Source organism: Clostridioides sp. ZZV14-6009 (assembly GCF_020658095.1).
Taxonomy (GTDB): domain Bacteria; phylum Bacillota; class Clostridia; order Peptostreptococcales; family Peptostreptococcaceae; genus Clostridioides.
Window position 1 is genome coordinate 235,434 of sequence record NZ_JAGWDG010000004.1, and the last position, 17,441, is coordinate 252,874.

Consider the following 17,441-nt stretch of genomic DNA (forward strand, 5'->3'; position numbering starts at 1 on the left):
TAACTAAATAAAACTTATCCTATATTTTATTTATTAAAAGCAATACTTGTCTTATATTTTATCATAATTTAAAGTTTATTAATAATACAATAAAATAAATAAAGAGGCTGTATAAAATACAGCCTCTCAAAGTTAATATTTATAATCATATAATTTTTCTAACTTCTTTTCTAATTTCTTTTTTCTATCTAAACCTAAAACTCTTATAAAGTTATTTCCTACAAAAATACAATTATTGCTGAGATAAAATTCACACTTATCTAAATTTACAATATAACTGTTACTACATTTGAAAAAATTTTCTTCTTTCAGTAGTTTTTTTATACTAGAAGAATTTTCTCCAATATAATAAGTTTCATTTTCTGTATAAATTTTTGATTCATACTCTTGCTTTTCTATGTACAAAATCTCTTTAATGTTAATTGAAAAACGTTTATCTTCGTGTTCAATATTAATAAAACATTCCTCTTTCATTACCATCCCTCCAAGTATTCTTATTAATTTAATTTTAGTGTTTTTTATCAATTTAATCTATCGGAAATATATGTAAGATTAGTCTATTTGAAATATTTATAAAGTTATTTTTGATATTGACTTACAAACTCATTTTTTGGCATTAATTTTTAAAGTTAAAATAGCCTATTATAAATAATATCAGTAATTATAGATACATATTTCTTTAATAAAATAACTCTTCAATAAAGTTGTGTAAAATTATACATATAAAAGTAAATATTGACTTTTATATGTATAATTTTAAGGATTAAGATTTAATTACAGATTTGTTAAAATAATTTTATACTTCTTAATTATCAATTGAAAGTTCATAGACATATCACAAATATATAGCCAAAATCAATCTTGTGGTAACAACTAACAAACACAGATTATCTATAAAGTCTAAAGTAAAAAATATGGAATTATATAACTTGCAAAAGATTTCAGATTTGCACAAAGGATACTACAAAGTGTCTCTTGTCTTATTCACGGTCCAAAGACAATTATTATAATAGCTGGAATGAACAAAGTAGTTGATGATGTTCAGTCTGCCAGTGGAAGAATTTGAACATTTACTTGTTCTGCACTAGCATTAAATTGAAAACGTAAGGTCCCTTTAGAAAAAACTACTCATTACAATGTAAGCATTTCTTGAAATTATTAAAAAATTGATAAGTAATATTACATGGTATAGTTATGGACATAAAAAAAACAGTCTATATGTTAAAATAAACTGCTCTATAAACTAAAACTTGATAATTTTTAAAATTGAACCTGTATAATTATATCTATAGATTCACAATAACAATCAATCCTAAAAATCCTATCATAAGAATTGTTCCAATCAAAGCTAATGCATTGATAATTATTTTTGTCTTATGTTTTTATATACTATCAATAATCCTTTTGTAATATTGTACTGTCTAGACTTCATACTTTATATCCTTTCTAATTACTATTTTCCATCGTTTATGTGCTTCTATTTTTTCATATCCAAGAATCTTGTATTCACAAAAGATATGTGAAAATACTCTTTTTTATTCTGAATAACTTGCTTCAATTTATTTACAAATCTGCATAATATGCTGCCACTATCAGTTCTTCATAGTATTCTAACTTTAATACCATCTAATAATAGGAAGAATTTATGAACTACTTAATAGTTTTCTTAATAAGGTTATTTATATATTTTTTACTCCTACCATACAACTTAGGAATATCTGATGTAATCTTACTTATTTCACTAATACGCTCATTTTAAAGAGTCTTAGCACAATCAACTTTATCTACTTCACCAGATAATTCAAGTTTCAATATTTTAAAACAAATAAGCTATAATATATCAATTAGAAATATTCACTAAGCTATTTTTATATATATTAATTAATTTATTATATTATCTTTTTTAGCTTTAATTTTAAGTATTATACGTATTAATACAAATATTGAGATATTGGACAATATAAATAGTAAAACTATTAATAGAAAAACAACTCTCCTTTCAGGAGAAATCTTTATGAGATTAATAATATAATCATAAAGTATAAAAAATGATAATAAATTTGCTATCATTGGAACACATATATACAATTCTTTTTTACTAATTTTAAAATTAGTAAAAGAAATTTTATATATGTACAATAATATAATTAAAATCAATTTTCCAAAAAAGATAGCTTCATATCTGTATAAATTTCCGCTAAGTAAAATATTCATATTATCTAAATTGTTCATTGAAACTACTAATAGCATACTCAATGCATTTATACCTATTAACACCATCCAATAAAAAAACAAAATCACTAAACATTTATATATATTGACCTTATAATTTGACTTATAAAAAATAACGGTTATAAGAATACATATCCATATTCTATCATTAGCTCCTACATTTTAAGGTAGTTTGATATGATTAAATAAAATAATGGCTTGAATTAAGAAAAAATAGTGAATTAAAAGATTATTTTTAAAACTAAAAACATAGAGCACTAAAATAGGTGGTATCATTTAATTTGATACCATCTACTTTAATCATTATAGGTATTTTATTGAATTTACGCCTATTAATCATCAATTTATAAATAGTTGGTAACTTATTAAATAATACCAGCATAGATTTTTGTATATATCTATCTATTAAAAACTTAAACATACAAACACATATACTTATTCATCCTTTAAATTTTTAAAATGATTTTCAAATAAATCTAATGCATTTTTGTCAATAACTTCATCTTCATGTAATGCTGAAAGTAAACTTTGCAAAGAATTATCATGTATATTACTTAAAAAATCTTTTGTCTCAACATTTAAATATTCTTTGTGTCCAACAACTATTGTATAATGAGTATATCTATCTATTTTTTCTGCATCCAAGAAATGCTTTTTAACAAGTCTTGATAAAAGTGTCAATGTTGTTGTTTGTTTCCATCCATATTTTTGTTCCATAGCTTCAATAGTTTCTTTTGATGTCACTGTATCATTTTTTTCCCAAATAAACTTCATAACTTTTAACTCTGCTTGTGGTATTTTTGAAATTGTCATAACCTTACGCCCCTCTCAAACTTTTATTAAATTAATACTATCGCAATATAGTTTTTAAGTCAAAGATTTTGTCGATAATAATATTTTCCAATTTTTTCCATAAGTTATTTCTTGATATAATTCTATAACAAATTACATAAGAAATGTTTATTCTACATTATGAAATTAAATATATACACTATTAAAAAACTAAAAATTTAAACTTTTCTTTAATTGATATATAAAAATTGGATATATAGCATTTATATTTGATATTTTCTTTGAAAGAAGCGTACAAAAATTAAAAAATAATTTGTGTTCGATTTTCTTATAATATCACTTTTTTATTATTACGCTTTCAATTATAACTTTGCTATCTTGTATCTTTGACAACTATTTCATTTAGTATGGATGTTTATTTGCTTTTACATTTCATTTTATATTTCCTCACTTTAACTTATATATCCGATTTAAACACCATGTTCCTGGCATATTCACATCCATAATCTTTTTACCAATCTGTATCTGGCTACTTTATATTACATCGAATATGCTTAATTATAGTCTATTTAAACTTTCACTTTCCTGTTTTATTGGTACAGTTTTACTAGTAATAATATTTGTTTCACTTCATAAAGCTATGAAATTTTTTGAATATTTACTAATAATGTATCAGGTTGAAAATAATTATTAGTTTTAGATTCTTTTATTGGCTTGCATTATTAAATTCCTCCGTATTGTATTTTAGAAATATAATAAAACACTTACTTCAAATATATTGAAGTCTATATTTTTATAATTTCTACCATTATACAACAGGCAAACAAATGCTACAAGGAGGTTGTAAAAACACAATTTTAAGGTTAATAAAAATAAAAGAATTCATAAAAATGAATTCTTTTATCTATAATTTTGATTAGTTTTTTAAATATAGTACTAAAGCTACTCTTCTTTTTTATCAAAGTTTAAAGATTATTTTACATTATCTTTAGTAAATAATCCAGTAAATTTATACATCCAAAGTGCATTCAAAAATAATAATATACTTGTTGAGAAAAATACTGTTCTAATACCTAAATGGGCCGATATTTGTCCCCCTAAAAAAGCTCCTGATGAACATCCCATATACTGAGCAGATGCATTATATCCAAATATTTTTCCAACATATTCTTCTGGTGCAATTTTTTTTAATAAACTATTTACAGAAGGATTAAGCCCTGCCACTGATAATCCTAATAAAAATCTCAGCAACATCAGTTGCCATGCAGTTCTTACAAAAGCTTGTGGTATAAATATAATTCCTGCCCATAAAAGTGAAATTAGTAATACCTTTTGAGGTCCTATTTTATCTGACATTTTTCCAAGTTTTTGAGCTGCCAATAGGTTTGCTAATCCTGATGCAGAAAATGTCAATCCTGCTATTAAAGCTACATTTGATGCAAAATTTGTAAGCTGTGATATATATATTGTTACAATTGGTTCTATAGAATATAATGCCAGCTGAGTAATAAATGTAGTCACAAAAATAGATGCAATTAAAAACTTATTTGGCAATGGATTTAATTGTTCTTTAGGTATAGAAATTAACTCTTTTATTTCTTTAGGTCTAAAATTATCTACTACAAACAGAATAGATATGATAAATGATACAAATAATAATCCTCCTGTTATAATAAATACACTTTTAAGTCCTAAAATTGATTCTATATACCCTCCTACTGTTGGCCCAATTAATGAACCAGTAGTTGATGCAGTTGCAAGTGTACCTAAGGCCCAACCAGAATGATTTTTATCTGTCTGAGTTGCAATCAGTGTAGTACATGCAGTTGCATAACCTGTAAAAACACCTTGAAGAATCCTTAGCCCTAATAGCTGATAAACATTTTGTACAAATGTCATTGTAAATATCACTATTCCCATGCCAATACTTGCACGTAAAAGCATTGATTTTCTTCCATATTTATCAGCAGCTTTCCCTCAAATTGGCGAAAAAAATGCTGCTACTACAAAAGTACATCCAAAAATCATACCTGAATACTGTTGTATTAAGCCTACATCAGTTACACCCAACTGCTTAATATATAATGGAAGTATAGGTGCTATTTGGCTCATACCTATAGAACTAAAGAACATCCCTATCCAACATACAAATAAATTTCTTTTCCACAATTCCATATAGAACTACACCCCCTAAATTTTAAATTTCTTTGACAGCACTATAATTTTATTACCTTATACTATTAATTATAAAGTTTAAAAAACTTAATTTCCATGGATATCCATAAAAATAAAAATATTTTATGGATATTTCTATCTATTTCAAGAATAAATTTCAAATTTTTAAAAATTTACTTACGACAAAATTTTTCTTCATGTATAATCCTAATAGAAATAAATTACACTTGGAGGTAAATGAATATGCCACAAAATAGAAAAGAAAGTTTAATATTTACAGTGATTATGTGTGCCTTTATGGTATTTTTTATGAGTGTCTATAATGTCTCTTTGCATGAAGGCCTTTCGCTAGAAACTGTAAAAAATGCTTGGATGAGTTTTCCACTAGCATATGTAGTAGGTATGATTTTTGATTGGTTTGTTGTTTCTAAAATTGCTAAAAAAATCGCATTTCGCATTGTAAATCCAGAAAGTAGACAAATTGCAAAGGCCATTGTTATATCAAGTTGTATGGTATGTGGAATGGTTATATGTATGTCTTTATTTGGAGCCATTGAATCAGTTGGTTTTTCTAGTACAATCTTATTTGTATGGGTTGTTAATATATTCAACAACTTTATTATTGCATTGCCATTACAACTACTAATTGCAGGCCCTTTAGTGAGATTTGTTTTTAGGAGGTTATTTCCTGAAGGAACAATTGTAGATTGTTTATAACTATACAAAACTACATAAGACTTTATACTATAAGTATACTTATCCCAAATCAAGCTACTACACTATACAATAATTTTTAATTAGTGGCAAATAAATTTGTTACCAAATTTATTTGCCATCAAATTCATCGTTAATTATATTTTAGATTTATGAAATTCCATTCAAATTTATTAAATTTAATTTTCACATTATGTTCAAATTCACTCTTGGCAATGTATTTTTCATTTTGTAGAATCAAGTAAAAATTTTATTATATAGTAGACTCCCACTATTTTCATACTTACTCCCCTCTAAAAATAAAGTATGCTTATCATAATCAGTCATTACCAGTTAATCTATGATATAGGTGACAAATTAAATTCTTTTATGAATATTTTAATAGGTACTTTCGATAATTCTGAACAACACGAGGAATTACAAAATAGAAGAATCAAATTGACTTCTTATGAGATTCCAAATGGTTATGATAAAATAGCTTTTACTTATTAAAAATTAGGAAATATAGAATATTCCAGTTTGAAGATTTCAGAAAAATTCACTCAATCCACCCATCTTTTTTTTTATAATATTGTCTAGGAAATTCATAGTTTGAAAACATTAATGGAGATAGAGAATACGAGTAACTACCAGCATTATTAATTGAAACCACATCTCCTATAACTGCCTTTTTTAATTTAACATTATTGGCTAATACATCTAATGATGTACAAAGATTTCCAACTATTGTTACATACTCTTCTTCTTCTGAACTACTTAATACTGAAAAAGAAAATGCATGATTTGATGTATATAATGGTTCTTGCCCTTCTAATTCTACACCACAAGTTACTTTCTCAATTAAATTAGAAATAATAGGTCTCATAAATCCATTAAGACCATTTCTTACAACAAGATACTTTGTCCCTCTTGATACCTTAATATCGACAATTTTAGTATAGTAATTGCCTGATGTGCAAACTACAAAACGACCTGATTCAATAAAGAGTCTAGCCTTTAATGTATTTGCATTAGTAGAAACAATCTTTTCAGTTAATATCGAAAGCTTTTTAAAATTAACTGGACTTTCTTTAAGATTGTCATATGCTACTCCAATACCACTACCAAAATTTATAAACTCAATGTTTATATGTTCACTTTTATTTAAATTTAATGCTATGAGAAAACATTTTTCATAATAACATCCTAACTTTTCAAAATCTAACACTTGAGATTTAATATGTATATGTATCCCAACTACAGATATATAGTTACAAAGATTTAATATTTTAAAAACATTATCTATATCTTCTATATCAATACCAAACTTGCTTGATATAGAGCTATCATCATCCATAGTAAAATCAGGATTTATTCTAAGACCTATTTTAATTTTTTTATTATGTTTTTTTGATATTTTATTTATAAGTTCTATTTCTGTTATACTATCCGCAATAATTATACACTTATCTAAAACAGCTTCTATATCTTCCTCTGTCTTTCCTGGTGCAGAATAGTAAATATTATCTCTAACCACTCCACATTCTTTTGAAATCAATACTTCTTTCATTGATGCCGCATCTGTTCCAAACCCTTGTTTAGCAATACTTTTCACAATTTTATTATATGGATTTGTTTTTATGGAATATAAAAAGTCAAAACCTAAAATATTATTTTTTAACTCCATACATCTTTCGATTATATTAACCTCATCATATATATAACATGGTGCATGTTCTTTTATAAAGTTATATTCTTGATTTAAATACATATTTTATACCTCCATGGTTATAGATGATTTTATTAATTAAGTTCCTATACTAATTATAATATATTTTACTATAGAAATAATTTATTTCAACTTTGTTACAGATTAAAAAAGTATATTGTTGTTAATGTATTCTCGTAGTATCCTAAGTTTATATTAAACTTTAAAATTGTGAGGTTATATATGAAATTTTTAATAGTCTTTTTAGCATATTTTTTAATGTATATTTTACTGGTACGTATTGGAAAAAGAATTAATAAAGTATATCCATACAAAAATCATATTTTTACATGGATGATTTTAATTTTACTAGCATTCTACATAGTTACTAATATTGCTAGTTTTCTAAAAGTACTTCTTTAGACTATTGGTTTTAAACTACCAAATAAAATAAAAATCATTCTATGTAATATATATTTAAAAAGTTTTTATAAAATCTAAATATTACTATATGATTAAAAATTATTTTAAAATAATATGGAGGTGTTAATATGAAAGTATGTATTCTTATGGGAAGTCCTAAGAAGAATGGCAATACAGCTTCTATTTTAGAGCCATTTATAGAAGAACTAGAAAACTATAATGCAAATCTTGAAATGTTATGGTTATATGATTATCAAATAGAACCTTGTATTGCCTGTAAAAAATGTCAGAAAAATTTATCTTCTTTTGGATGTTGTCATGATGATGATGTTCATAAAATTTTCAAAAAAGTTCTTATGTGTGATTTGATTATTCTTGCAACTCCAATTTATTCTTGGTATTGCACTGCTCCAATGAAAGCTTTGCTCGATAGATTGGTATATGGTATGAATAAATACTATGGTGATGAAAAAGGACCAGCACTATGGTCAGGAAAATCACTAGCACTTATTACAACTTGTGGATATAGACCTGAAAAAGGAGCTGATATCTGGGAAGATGGTATAAAGCGTTATTGCAAACATTCACAGTTGAAATATATAGGAATGCTTGTTGAACGTGATTTAGGTAAACCTAATTTTATGGATACTGAAAAAGAAGAACACTCTCGTCAATTTGCAAAATATATTTGTAACATTGTACATAATTCATTTAAAGCAGATAACTATTAACTATACTACAATAAAATACTATTTTTTTGAGACACAATTTTTTATTTACAGTTATCTAAATTTTATAACTTAATAATACAAATAAAACAAATAAAGCTTATATAATTTAAAAATTATATAAGCTTTATTTCCACCTGTATTTTAGTTTTGAAATGATATATCATTTATACCACTATTTTTCACCTCTATAATTGGATGTCCATTACCTAAAGTATAATCATTAGACCAACCTTCTGGTAACTTGTTTAATCCTCTATCACCCAATTTTAAGTGTAAATTTGATGGTTCTTTTTTTAATTTTAATTTAAATACACCACTAAATATATCTGTGTCATCTTCCCCAAACACGCTTATATTTCCATTTATATTTGTAGCAGTTACCTCAACAACACCATTATTAGCTCTAAACTTTATTTCAGACAATATAGATTCAGCAACTACATTTGAAACTCCATTATTAATATTTATATTAAAAGGATATGTTATATCACTACCTTCAACTTTTACAGTTCCATTATTAACATTAATTGTAGCTCCTCCTTTGATATTATAAACTCTTACTGACCCATTTCCAGTATCTATCTTAAAATTAGAATAAACTCTATCAGGAATTCCTATCTTTAATATATTTACCATCTTATCTTTACTTGCATTTATAATATTATCACCATTCATATCTTCTACAGTATTATCTGTATTTTTTTCTATTTTTTTCTTAGCACTTACAACCATCTTACCATCTTTTACATTATTAGAAGATTCTTCTTTATTTAAAGAAAAAGTACAATTTTTTTCATTGCTAACACTAACATAATCAAATTCAAATTTATTAGTATCTGTCTTTTCAATAATTACACCTAAATTATCCATCTCTATAGACATTTCAGATACTTCATTTCCATCAATTGTAGTTAAATGTTTTATTATATTTGGTGTTATGTCCATGTCACTATACTCTGCTATATCTAAACATTGTTTATATGTATTTGAATCGATTCCTCCAACTTTAATTATACTTTTAGCTCCTTTTAATATGCTTTTATTACTTCCATCAGCAACTAAAACGATTGGTTTTTCTTTTGCTAGAGGAGATAATGTCAATGCATCTATTAATTGATATCCTTTTGTTATGTAAAAACCATTTGCCCCATTATAAAACTTTTCTATTACTTTTTTATTAGTTTCAAATCTATCATTTCCCCCAACTCTAGTTGCATTGGTCTCTTTTATTAACTTTTCATCTATTGCAGAACTACCTCCTATAGCATAAACACTTAACTCTTTAGTACTAAACGGAATTTTTTTACCATCTGTAAGTATTATTGGCACCTTATTTTTTGCTGCTACAGGTGCTATACTCATAGCATCAGCCTCACCGACAAATCCATTTGTCATCATAACTTCTTTTACTTTACTAACTTCATTTATTTTTTTTGCTACATTGTAACTAGTTTCAATTCTACTATTTCCACTTATTCTTTCTACTTCAATATTTTTTCTTTTTATATCTTTTTCTACTGAATTATCAATTGTATTATAACCACCAATTATATATACTTTTTTTACGACATTCAAATTCTTATTATTTAATCTATTTAATGTCGCATTTGGCAGTTCATTTTTTTTAGTTAAAAGTATTGGAGCATTGATAGTACCTGATAGTCCACTTGATGAAAGCCCATCAGATAAATTTTCATCTCCATTAACTAATATTACAGTGTCATAAGTCTGCTTATCTGCTATAAGTCCTGCTGTTTCATATCTATCAGTTCCTATTATAGAATCCTCTTTAATTTGTGCACTTGCAGTTATATTATTTTTTTTTATAATCTGATAAAACCTCATCTATTGTATGAAACTTAATCTGTTATTTCTATTATTTCTATATTTTCTAATGCCCTATAAAACATATTAGTATCACATTAGTATCATAGTTTTTACTACATATCTTTTTTATTTCTACAATGTCCTCTATTTCACAATCTAATTTCATTCTTTTATTATAATCTTTTTATGAGCTTTAATTATCATATCATAGTTATCTTTAGCAGTTTTAAATGCATCTACAAAGGGCATTATAATGACACTATTTATAAGTGTTAGCTCATCATAATGTAGAGTTCCTTTTCCTATGTAAAAGTCATTTAACTTCTTTATATCTATATTGGTTAAAATAGATATTGTGTCCATTGAAAATTTATATTCATCTATAAGATAGTATAAATCTCCTATATAATTCTTTGCAATCTCATCCTCTTTAAAAAAATTAATCTCTCCTGTATGCAAAGTTACTTCCATATAATGATTTCCTCCTATTATACTTTTTCATTTGTATCTTTAATAGTAAAATAAAAATCAAATTCACAGCCAAGTATTTCTGCAAATTCTCTAATTTCTTTTTCTGAAAAATTATCTCTTGAAAATTTATTTGAAAGATTTTGTCTTGTTTGTCCTGTTTTTTCTGCTAACTCACCTATAGTCATATTTTTTCTTTTTAATATTATTTTTATCTTTTCTCCAAAAGAAATTGACATCATAAACACCTCACTTTTCTATATATAATTATACACTATAGAGTTTCTTTTATCTATATTTAATTTACAAAGAAAACTATTTAATTTCATTTTTATATTTACAAACGACACTTTATAGTGTATAATAAACTTAACAAATTAATTATTGGAGGTATTTAAAATGATAAAATTTGAAGTAGGTAAAACTTATTTTGCAAAAAGTGTTTGTGACCATGACTGCATATACACTATAGAGGTTATTAAAAGAACTGATAAAACTATAACTTATAAAGAAGATGATACTGTTAGACGTGCTAAAATTCGTTTTAATGATGATAATAATTGTGAGTACATAAGAGTAGGCAATCATAGCATGGCACCTAATTTCAGTGCTGAAAACATGGTCCTGGAGGATAAAGAAATTATATCTACCATAGAAAAATACTTCGTGATAAGTCGCTACTATGATAATGGTAAAACTATTGCTTTTATAGAAATGAATAGCACTAAATATAAGACTGAATATATTAGAAACTTCGACCAATACGTAGATGAGTTTTCTACATTAGAAGAAGCAGAAGAATGCTTACAAGAATGTCTTAGTGCTTAAGGGGTGATATAAATGTGTTTTAAGACTTATATACTTAAAAGAGTTCTAAGTAACAAGCAACTGGAGATAACTCGAAGTTTTGGCTTAGATAATCTCATTTGTACTGCAAAAGAAATTTTGAAAGATATTGAAATTGATTTGATAATTACAGATGAAAAAAACAATGTTGTTTGGAAAAATGAAAAAAGCACTCCCCGACATGAGAATGCTTAGTTATAGCTATAGAAGTGTACTACCAATACACTTCTATTTTTTTATTATATCATAGTTCTCTTAAAATAATATATTTAAAACTATTTTTTTGCTGTAATCATAGTTGCCATCATTTTGGCAATAATTTTGTCTCCACTTTCATCTGTAACTGTTGATTCTGTTATAACCAAAGTCCTTCCAGCTTTTATAACTCTTCCAGTAGCTATAATTTTGTCTGAAGTTGCTGGTCTAATTAAATTTATTTTAAATTCTACAGTTAAAACTTCTGAATCTTCAGGCATTGTTGTTAGAGCCGCATATCCACATGATACATCAGCCAATGATGTAACAACTCCTCCATGCAGTAAACCTTGTTGTTGAGTTAAAGAATCTTTGCGCTTACACGTAATTATTACTTTACCATTTTCAACATGCTCAAGTTCTGCACCAATAAGCGATAAAAAATTTTGTTTTTTAAAACTATCATTTATTTTATTATAAAGCTTTTCATTTTCATTCATGTAAATTATGCCTCCTGATATAGGTATGTAAATCAATAAATATACTTATTTTATTAGAACACTGTATATTTGTTTTGTAACATTTAATGATTATCTTCTATAAAAATTTACTTAAAATTAAAGTTCTACATCAACTTTTTTGCCACTCATTGAATAACAATTGATACTTGCTTTATCAATACAGAATATCTCAAACTTACCATCTCCCACAGAATACATTTTACTCAAACTTGGCATTACTTCAAGTGCCTTATTCTGTGTTTCTTTTGATGTAACAAATACTGCCTCACCTAAAATACGTAAAGTATTGCATTTTTGGTCTATACAGCAAATCTCAACCTTTGGATTAAGATTAAGTTGCTTAAACATATTCTTTTGATTAGATGTACAAAATGTAAGTTTTCCATCGTATTCCATAACGAATCCAAGAGGACGTACATGTGCCTGATTACTTTCATCAGTTGTTGCTAAATAATAAACTCCCGCTTTGTTTAAAAAATCTAGTGCTTTCATAATTATTACACCCCTTTTAAATAGTTGTATTAAGGATTATCCTTTGATATAATTTTAATATAAAACAAGAAAAAAACAAGTATGCAGTTTTTTCTGATAAAGTATAAAAAAGATACTATAGGAATAAAGGGAGGTTTATAATGAGTGTAGAAAATGAAAATAAAGTAAATAAAAATAGTGAAGAATTAATTTGTCCAATACGTTATGCATTAGATATTGTTGGTGGTAAATGGAAATTACCTATTATATGTATGTTAGCAGTTGATAAACCAATTAGATATAGTAGTATAAAAAGAAAACTAGATGGAATTACAAATACTATGTTGGCTCAATCATTAAAAGAGTTAGAATCTGATGGAATTGTTCATCGTAAACAATACAATGAAATTCCTCCAAGAGTTGAATATACATTAACTGATAAGGGTAAAAGTATTGTACCTATTTTGGGTAAATTTGCTAATTGGGGTGCTATTAATATGCAGGAAAAAAACACATGTGGACTTAATTGCAAGGAATGTAGGAAAATAACTTAATTTTTTTGAATTAAATTATATTATAAGCTAATTATTACAATTTAGATATGGAAAAAATAAAAGAACATAGAGGATTTTTTAATAAATATAAAAAAATTTAGATAAACTTTAAATTCTTATATAAGTTTTTATCTGGTCAGGAAGAAATCATAATTATAAATGAAGATATAGATGTTGGCCAAGAAAAAATAATGAGAAGTAAAAGAGATGGAAAATACCGAAGTGATGGCTCTAACTATAAAGTAACTGTATCTTGAAATAATAATGAGGAAACTATAAATTTGAAAAAGAAATAATAACTGTATTATTAATTTTAAAAAATTAATTATTAAAATTCACATAAAAAAGAGTGTTTTGAAAAAAACAAAACACTCTTTTTCTGTATAAATTTATGAAATGTTACTTGATATATTTTGAAAACTATATATGAAGTATAGTAAAGTTTTGTCTTTAGGAGTATAAAACTTATAATTTAGCTTTTACAAATTCTCTAGCTTTATCCATTGTTGACCATACATCATTGCTCCTATATTTGAGTATATTTTTCTCAACTAGCTCTATTTTTATCTAAAATCGTTCGACAAATTGCTGATATAAGTTCTTAAATATGCTATAAATTAAAGTATATTAGACATTAATTTATGGAGGTATAAAATATGTTTCTCGATGATATATTTGATATTATTAAATTTAACAAAAAAAGCCCTATAGAACAGTTGTATGTTATTCAAGAAGAAGAAAAACCAGACATAAAAGAAGCTGAGGAATATTATAAATGCAATTACAGATTCTATAATTCTCTTAAGGAGATGGATTCAATAGAAAATATAAAAACAGAAAAAACACGCATCAAAACTATGTTAGATTCTAAAAACAATCCAGCAATTCCATTTATGATTGCTATTGTTTCTACATTTATATCAATTTTCTTTAGTATATTTATTGTCGATATTATAAAAAATATTTATATTGCTGGTGCTATAATAATTGCCTTTTTTTGTGTTTATTCGTATCTAATATGTGAATTTCAGAAAAAATCAAATAGTTATCAAAAATTCTATATAAATTCATTACAAGCATTAGATAATATAGAAAATAAAAAACTTAAAGAAAGAAAGTATAAAAAAAGAAGGTAACAACTAACTCTAGTTGCTACCTTCTAATCTATCTATTAAATAAAAACTTTTAATTTGGCTTTTAAACATTCCTTCAATATCTTTTATTACATCTTGTACACATTGCTTAAACTTTGAATCATAGTATATATTTACTTCACCTATACTGTTTACAGATATAGAATAGTCTTTTCTTTCTATTATACATATGCTTCCACAATCTGATAAATCATTCTTGTATATTAATTTTAATTGTCTTTTTATCTTGAGAAAGTCTATCGCTGGATAAACATTATTTGGATAAAAACTCTTATCATATATTAACATCTTATCCACCCCTTATCATTCTATTTATAAAACTTTATACCTTATTAAAATTATATTAAACATATTTTTCCATATTTTCATAATTATTTTGGTAATTACTTCCAATCTATCTATCAATAAAATCTAATGCTTTGTAAAGTGTGTCAAATCTATCATTACTCTTTATTGCTGTGTACTTCTCTTTGGCTATAAAATTAATAAATATAACTAGTTTTACAATTATAATGCCTAGTTTCGCATATCTACTTGTAAAATATCTTTTAAAAAAGTATTATCTATATAAGATTTTAGATAATATAATATGCATAATTTACTGAATATTTTTTATTTTTCGTTTTCTAGGGGTGATGGTTTGTGTTTAATGATATGATTGATGAATGTATTCATATAATGACTGCATATATTGCTAATTTAAAAGAATATTATTCATTCATAGAGACTCAGCTTGATGATTTCATTAAAAAATATGGAGAAGATATTGTAGAATCTTGCCTTCATAGAATAATGATTTTGTTGTGCAAGTGTGATTTAGTATAAAATTTAACCCATTAAAATAGATAAGAAGAATCTTATATAAAATTCTTTTTACCTATTTTAATATATATATCAAATTTATAACTTTTCTTTTACAAATTCTCTAGCTTTATCCATAGTTGACCATACATCACTATCATATATTTGTGTAAATTTTTCTCCTGTAGTCTTACTCATTTCTTTCATTTTATTACAAGTACAACCACCTATAACATAAAGATTTTGTGTTTGATGTGGATTATAGTCTTTTATATCTGTAACTAAATAACTTTCTTTTGCTCTATTGCAATATAGTCCTAAAATGTCTGCTGATACTTTATCATCACCACTGTAAACTATTGTATGCTTATACATCTGTTTCACCTCAACATTATCTATTTTTTTATTTAATATACCCTCAGCTATTAGCTTTGCAACTGTATTTTTATTTTTAATGTAATAGTCTGTATCTGCCTTACTATCTACGAAGCATACTTCTATTAATATTGCAGGAGCTTTTGTATGTTTAAGCCAATAAAGACCCCTAACATCTGATTTCGCACCTCTATTTTTAAATACTGTTGCTAGTTTCTTGTTGACTCTTTCAGCATATACTTTGCCGTTATTAGTTTTATATATTGTTTCTGTGCCCATAGGATTTAGTGTTGTTTTATTGGCATTAAAATGGATTTGTACTGCTAGGTCTACATTTTGCTTATTGGCTATTTGACATTGCTCTGCTAAGTAGTTATTAGACTTATCTACTTTTCCAGTATATACAGTAGCTCCACCTTGTTTCAACCATTTAACAATTAAATCAGTTAGTACTCTATTTTCTTTTCCTTCATCTATATAGCCGGTTGCCCCTGTTCCTTTTCCACTTAAAGTATGCCCTGGTACTATTGCTATTTTCATTATTTATTTTCCTCCTTCAACTGTTTATAAGTTTGGTTTATACCTATTGCAACTCCCCAACAAATTACACCTTGCAGTACTGAATCAGCATTTAATCCTAACATCCACACTGAGAAACCTATTCCAAGTATCAATAATACTACTGGAATATACTTGTTATCTAATTGCTTATATTTCTTGCAACCTGCTCCTATAACATAAAGAGCAGCCACTAAAATTAGCAACTGCTCTGGTATGAAACTTATTAAATTATCCATCTCTCTTCCTCCTAATTAATTAAAATAATCCTCTTTGAATAGCAAATATAAAGAATCCTACTAGTGTTGTAATCATTGTTCCAATCAACCACTTTAACATGCTTGTAAGTGAGTTTAAGTTCTCACATAGTGCTTTTAACTCTGCTTTAGACTCTATATTTGCTATCTTTAATTCATCTATTTCTTCTCCATGTTTATTTATTCTTGTTTCATGTCTTTTTAAATCTGCTTCTAAAAGTTCTTCATTCATGTAAGCCTCCTTATTTGTATTAAAATAAGACTTAGAGATTCATCTAAGTCTTTTACTTTTCACATAAAATTAATTGTAAGCTAAAGCAATCCAATTAACTTTACCGCTTTTAACTCCTATGATAGGGCATGTTATAGTATTCCCGTTTTTGAACTCGCTAAGGCTCCAAAGCCAAGGGTTTTCTAGCGCTCCAAGTGCAGTATTTATAGAAGAACAAAAAAAGTTACCACTATAGTAAATAGCCGTAGAATTAGTCCAACGTGTGCTACTATTCCCACTTTCAATACTACTATATGCAATAAATATCGTAGGGTTATAAGTAATGTTACTAATTGAAATGTAACTACATTGAACAACTGTAGCATTCCCATAAGTATTAAATATCTTAGATGAAGAAGAACTTATAACATTTGCAGTTCCTGAATAAA

The 17,441-nt window shown here is 25.8% G+C and carries 22 protein-coding genes and 1 pseudogene; 8 read left to right on the forward strand and 15 right to left on the reverse strand.

Annotated elements, in window-relative coordinates; all coding sequences use genetic code 11:
• Positions 1-132 precede the first annotated feature (132 nt).
• Entirely contained in the window at positions 133-474 is a 342-nt protein-coding gene (locus KGF36_RS08390) for a LytTR family transcriptional regulator DNA-binding domain-containing protein (RefSeq protein ID WP_227829954.1), read from the reverse strand.
• A 2,193-nt stretch (positions 475-2,667) separates the two neighbouring features.
• Complete coding sequence (locus tag KGF36_RS08395) at positions 2,668-3,045, reverse strand: BlaI/MecI/CopY family transcriptional regulator (protein ID WP_227829955.1); 378 nt, start codon at positions 3,043-3,045, stop codon at positions 2,668-2,670.
• Positions 3,046-3,448: 403 nt separating this feature from the next.
• On the opposite strand from KGF36_RS08395, the pseudogene KGF36_RS20435 reads away from it, so the two are divergent.
• A pseudogene (locus tag KGF36_RS20435) lies at positions 3,449-3,718 on the forward strand (HXXEE domain-containing protein); the annotation flags it as partial.
• Positions 3,719-3,996: 278 nt separating this feature from the next.
• Here the strand turns inward: KGF36_RS20435 and KGF36_RS08400 are convergent.
• A complete protein-coding gene (locus KGF36_RS08400; protein WP_413840311.1) occupies positions 3,997-4,968 on the reverse strand; it encodes an MFS transporter in 972 nt (323 codons plus the stop codon).
• 33 nt (positions 4,969-5,001) lie between these two features.
• Entirely contained in the window at positions 5,002-5,199 is a 198-nt protein-coding gene (locus KGF36_RS20440; RefSeq protein ID WP_413840309.1) for a multidrug transporter, read from the reverse strand.
• A 243-nt stretch (positions 5,200-5,442) separates the two neighbouring features.
• Between KGF36_RS20440 and KGF36_RS08405 the strand changes: the two genes are divergently transcribed.
• Entirely contained in the window at positions 5,443-5,916 is a 474-nt protein-coding gene (locus KGF36_RS08405; RefSeq protein WP_227829956.1) for a DUF2798 domain-containing protein, read from the forward strand.
• A gap of 535 nt (positions 5,917-6,451) precedes the next feature.
• On the opposite strand, the gene KGF36_RS08410 is transcribed toward KGF36_RS08405, so the two are convergent.
• Positions 6,452-7,663, reverse strand: a complete 1,212-nt coding sequence (locus KGF36_RS08410; protein ID WP_227829957.1) for a diaminopimelate decarboxylase family protein — start codon at positions 7,661-7,663, stop codon at positions 6,452-6,454.
• Positions 7,664-8,151: 488 nt separating this feature from the next.
• Here KGF36_RS08410 and KGF36_RS08415 point away from each other — a divergent pair, with 488 nt between their 5' ends.
• A complete protein-coding gene (locus tag KGF36_RS08415) occupies positions 8,152-8,754 on the forward strand; it encodes a flavodoxin family protein (RefSeq protein ID WP_227829958.1) in 603 nt (200 codons plus the stop codon).
• Positions 8,755-8,895: 141 nt separating this feature from the next.
• Here the strand turns inward: KGF36_RS08415 and KGF36_RS08420 are convergent, their stop codons facing one another.
• The 3 genes from KGF36_RS08420 to KGF36_RS08430 all read right to left on the reverse strand — a co-directional run bounded on the left by KGF36_RS08420 (position 8,896) and on the right by KGF36_RS08430 (position 11,291).
• Positions 8,896-10,599 carry a cell wall-binding repeat-containing protein gene (locus KGF36_RS08420; RefSeq protein WP_285892267.1) on the reverse strand — a complete coding sequence of 568 codons (1,704 nt, stop codon included), beginning with the start codon at positions 10,597-10,599 and terminating at the stop codon, positions 8,896-8,898.
• A 144-nt stretch (positions 10,600-10,743) separates the two neighbouring features.
• A complete protein-coding gene (locus KGF36_RS08425) occupies positions 10,744-11,052 on the reverse strand; it encodes an HTH domain-containing protein (protein WP_227829959.1) in 309 nt (102 codons plus the stop codon).
• 17 nt (positions 11,053-11,069) lie between these two features.
• A complete protein-coding gene (locus KGF36_RS08430; RefSeq protein ID WP_194655013.1) occupies positions 11,070-11,291 on the reverse strand; it encodes a helix-turn-helix transcriptional regulator in 222 nt (73 codons plus the stop codon).
• A gap of 157 nt (positions 11,292-11,448) precedes the next feature.
• On the opposite strand from KGF36_RS08430, the gene KGF36_RS08435 reads away from it, so the two are divergent.
• Together KGF36_RS08435 and KGF36_RS08440 are read left to right on the forward strand one after the other, a co-directional pair.
• Positions 11,449-11,877 (forward strand): hypothetical protein, encoded by a 429-nt coding sequence (locus KGF36_RS08435; protein WP_227829960.1) that lies wholly within the window; start codon positions 11,449-11,451, stop codon positions 11,875-11,877.
• A 12-nt stretch (positions 11,878-11,889) separates the two neighbouring features.
• Positions 11,890-12,090: a hypothetical protein gene (locus tag KGF36_RS08440; protein ID WP_227829961.1), complete on the forward strand. Its 201-nt coding sequence runs from the start codon at positions 11,890-11,892 to the stop codon at positions 12,088-12,090.
• Between the two features lie 80 nt (positions 12,091-12,170).
• Here the strand turns inward: KGF36_RS08440 and KGF36_RS08445 are convergent, their stop codons facing one another.
• Both KGF36_RS08445 and KGF36_RS08450 read right to left on the reverse strand, forming a co-directional pair.
• Positions 12,171-12,590 (reverse strand): PaaI family thioesterase, encoded by a 420-nt coding sequence (locus KGF36_RS08445; RefSeq protein WP_227829962.1) that lies wholly within the window; start codon positions 12,588-12,590, stop codon positions 12,171-12,173.
• Between the two features lie 117 nt (positions 12,591-12,707).
• Positions 12,708-13,103 (reverse strand): pyridoxamine 5'-phosphate oxidase family protein, encoded by a 396-nt coding sequence (locus KGF36_RS08450; RefSeq protein WP_054275535.1) that lies wholly within the window; start codon positions 13,101-13,103, stop codon positions 12,708-12,710.
• 140 nt (positions 13,104-13,243) lie between these two features.
• On the opposite strand from KGF36_RS08450, the gene KGF36_RS08455 reads away from it, so the two are divergent.
• Together KGF36_RS08455 and KGF36_RS08460 are read left to right on the forward strand one after the other, a co-directional pair.
• Positions 13,244-13,636, forward strand: coding sequence for a winged helix-turn-helix transcriptional regulator (locus KGF36_RS08455; RefSeq protein ID WP_227829963.1), 393 nt, complete (start codon positions 13,244-13,246; stop codon positions 13,634-13,636).
• Positions 13,637-14,292: 656 nt separating this feature from the next.
• Positions 14,293-14,772 (forward strand): hypothetical protein, encoded by a 480-nt coding sequence (locus KGF36_RS08460; protein ID WP_227830484.1) that lies wholly within the window; start codon positions 14,293-14,295, stop codon positions 14,770-14,772.
• 9 nt (positions 14,773-14,781) lie between these two features.
• Here KGF36_RS08460 and KGF36_RS08465 read toward each other — a convergent pair whose 3' ends face one another.
• The gene (locus KGF36_RS08465; protein ID WP_227830485.1) at positions 14,782-15,078 is read right to left on the reverse strand and encodes a hypothetical protein; all 297 of its coding nucleotides are present in this window, start codon (positions 15,076-15,078) and stop codon (positions 14,782-14,784) included.
• A gap of 354 nt (positions 15,079-15,432) precedes the next feature.
• Here KGF36_RS08465 and KGF36_RS08470 point away from each other — a divergent pair, with 354 nt between their 5' ends.
• The gene (locus KGF36_RS08470; protein WP_227830486.1) at positions 15,433-15,615 is read left to right on the forward strand and encodes a hypothetical protein; all 183 of its coding nucleotides are present in this window, start codon (positions 15,433-15,435) and stop codon (positions 15,613-15,615) included.
• Between the two features lie 75 nt (positions 15,616-15,690).
• Here KGF36_RS08470 and KGF36_RS08475 read toward each other — a convergent pair whose 3' ends face one another.
• From KGF36_RS08475 to KGF36_RS08490, 4 genes are all read right to left on the reverse strand, one after another.
• A complete protein-coding gene (locus tag KGF36_RS08475) occupies positions 15,691-16,506 on the reverse strand; it encodes an N-acetylmuramoyl-L-alanine amidase (protein ID WP_227830487.1) in 816 nt (271 codons plus the stop codon).
• Positions 16,506-16,763, reverse strand: a complete 258-nt coding sequence (locus tag KGF36_RS08480; RefSeq protein WP_032509861.1) for a phage holin family protein — start codon at positions 16,761-16,763, stop codon at positions 16,506-16,508. The genes KGF36_RS08475 and KGF36_RS08480 overlap by 1 nt, the downstream gene beginning before the upstream one ends.
• Before the next feature lie 19 nt (positions 16,764-16,782).
• Complete coding sequence (locus KGF36_RS08485) at positions 16,783-17,013, reverse strand: hemolysin XhlA family protein (protein WP_227830488.1); 231 nt, start codon at positions 17,011-17,013, stop codon at positions 16,783-16,785.
• Positions 17,014-17,082: 69 nt separating this feature from the next.
• Positions 17,083-17,441 (reverse strand): hypothetical protein (locus KGF36_RS08490; RefSeq protein ID WP_227854675.1); only part of this gene is annotated, 359 nt, incomplete at its 5' end.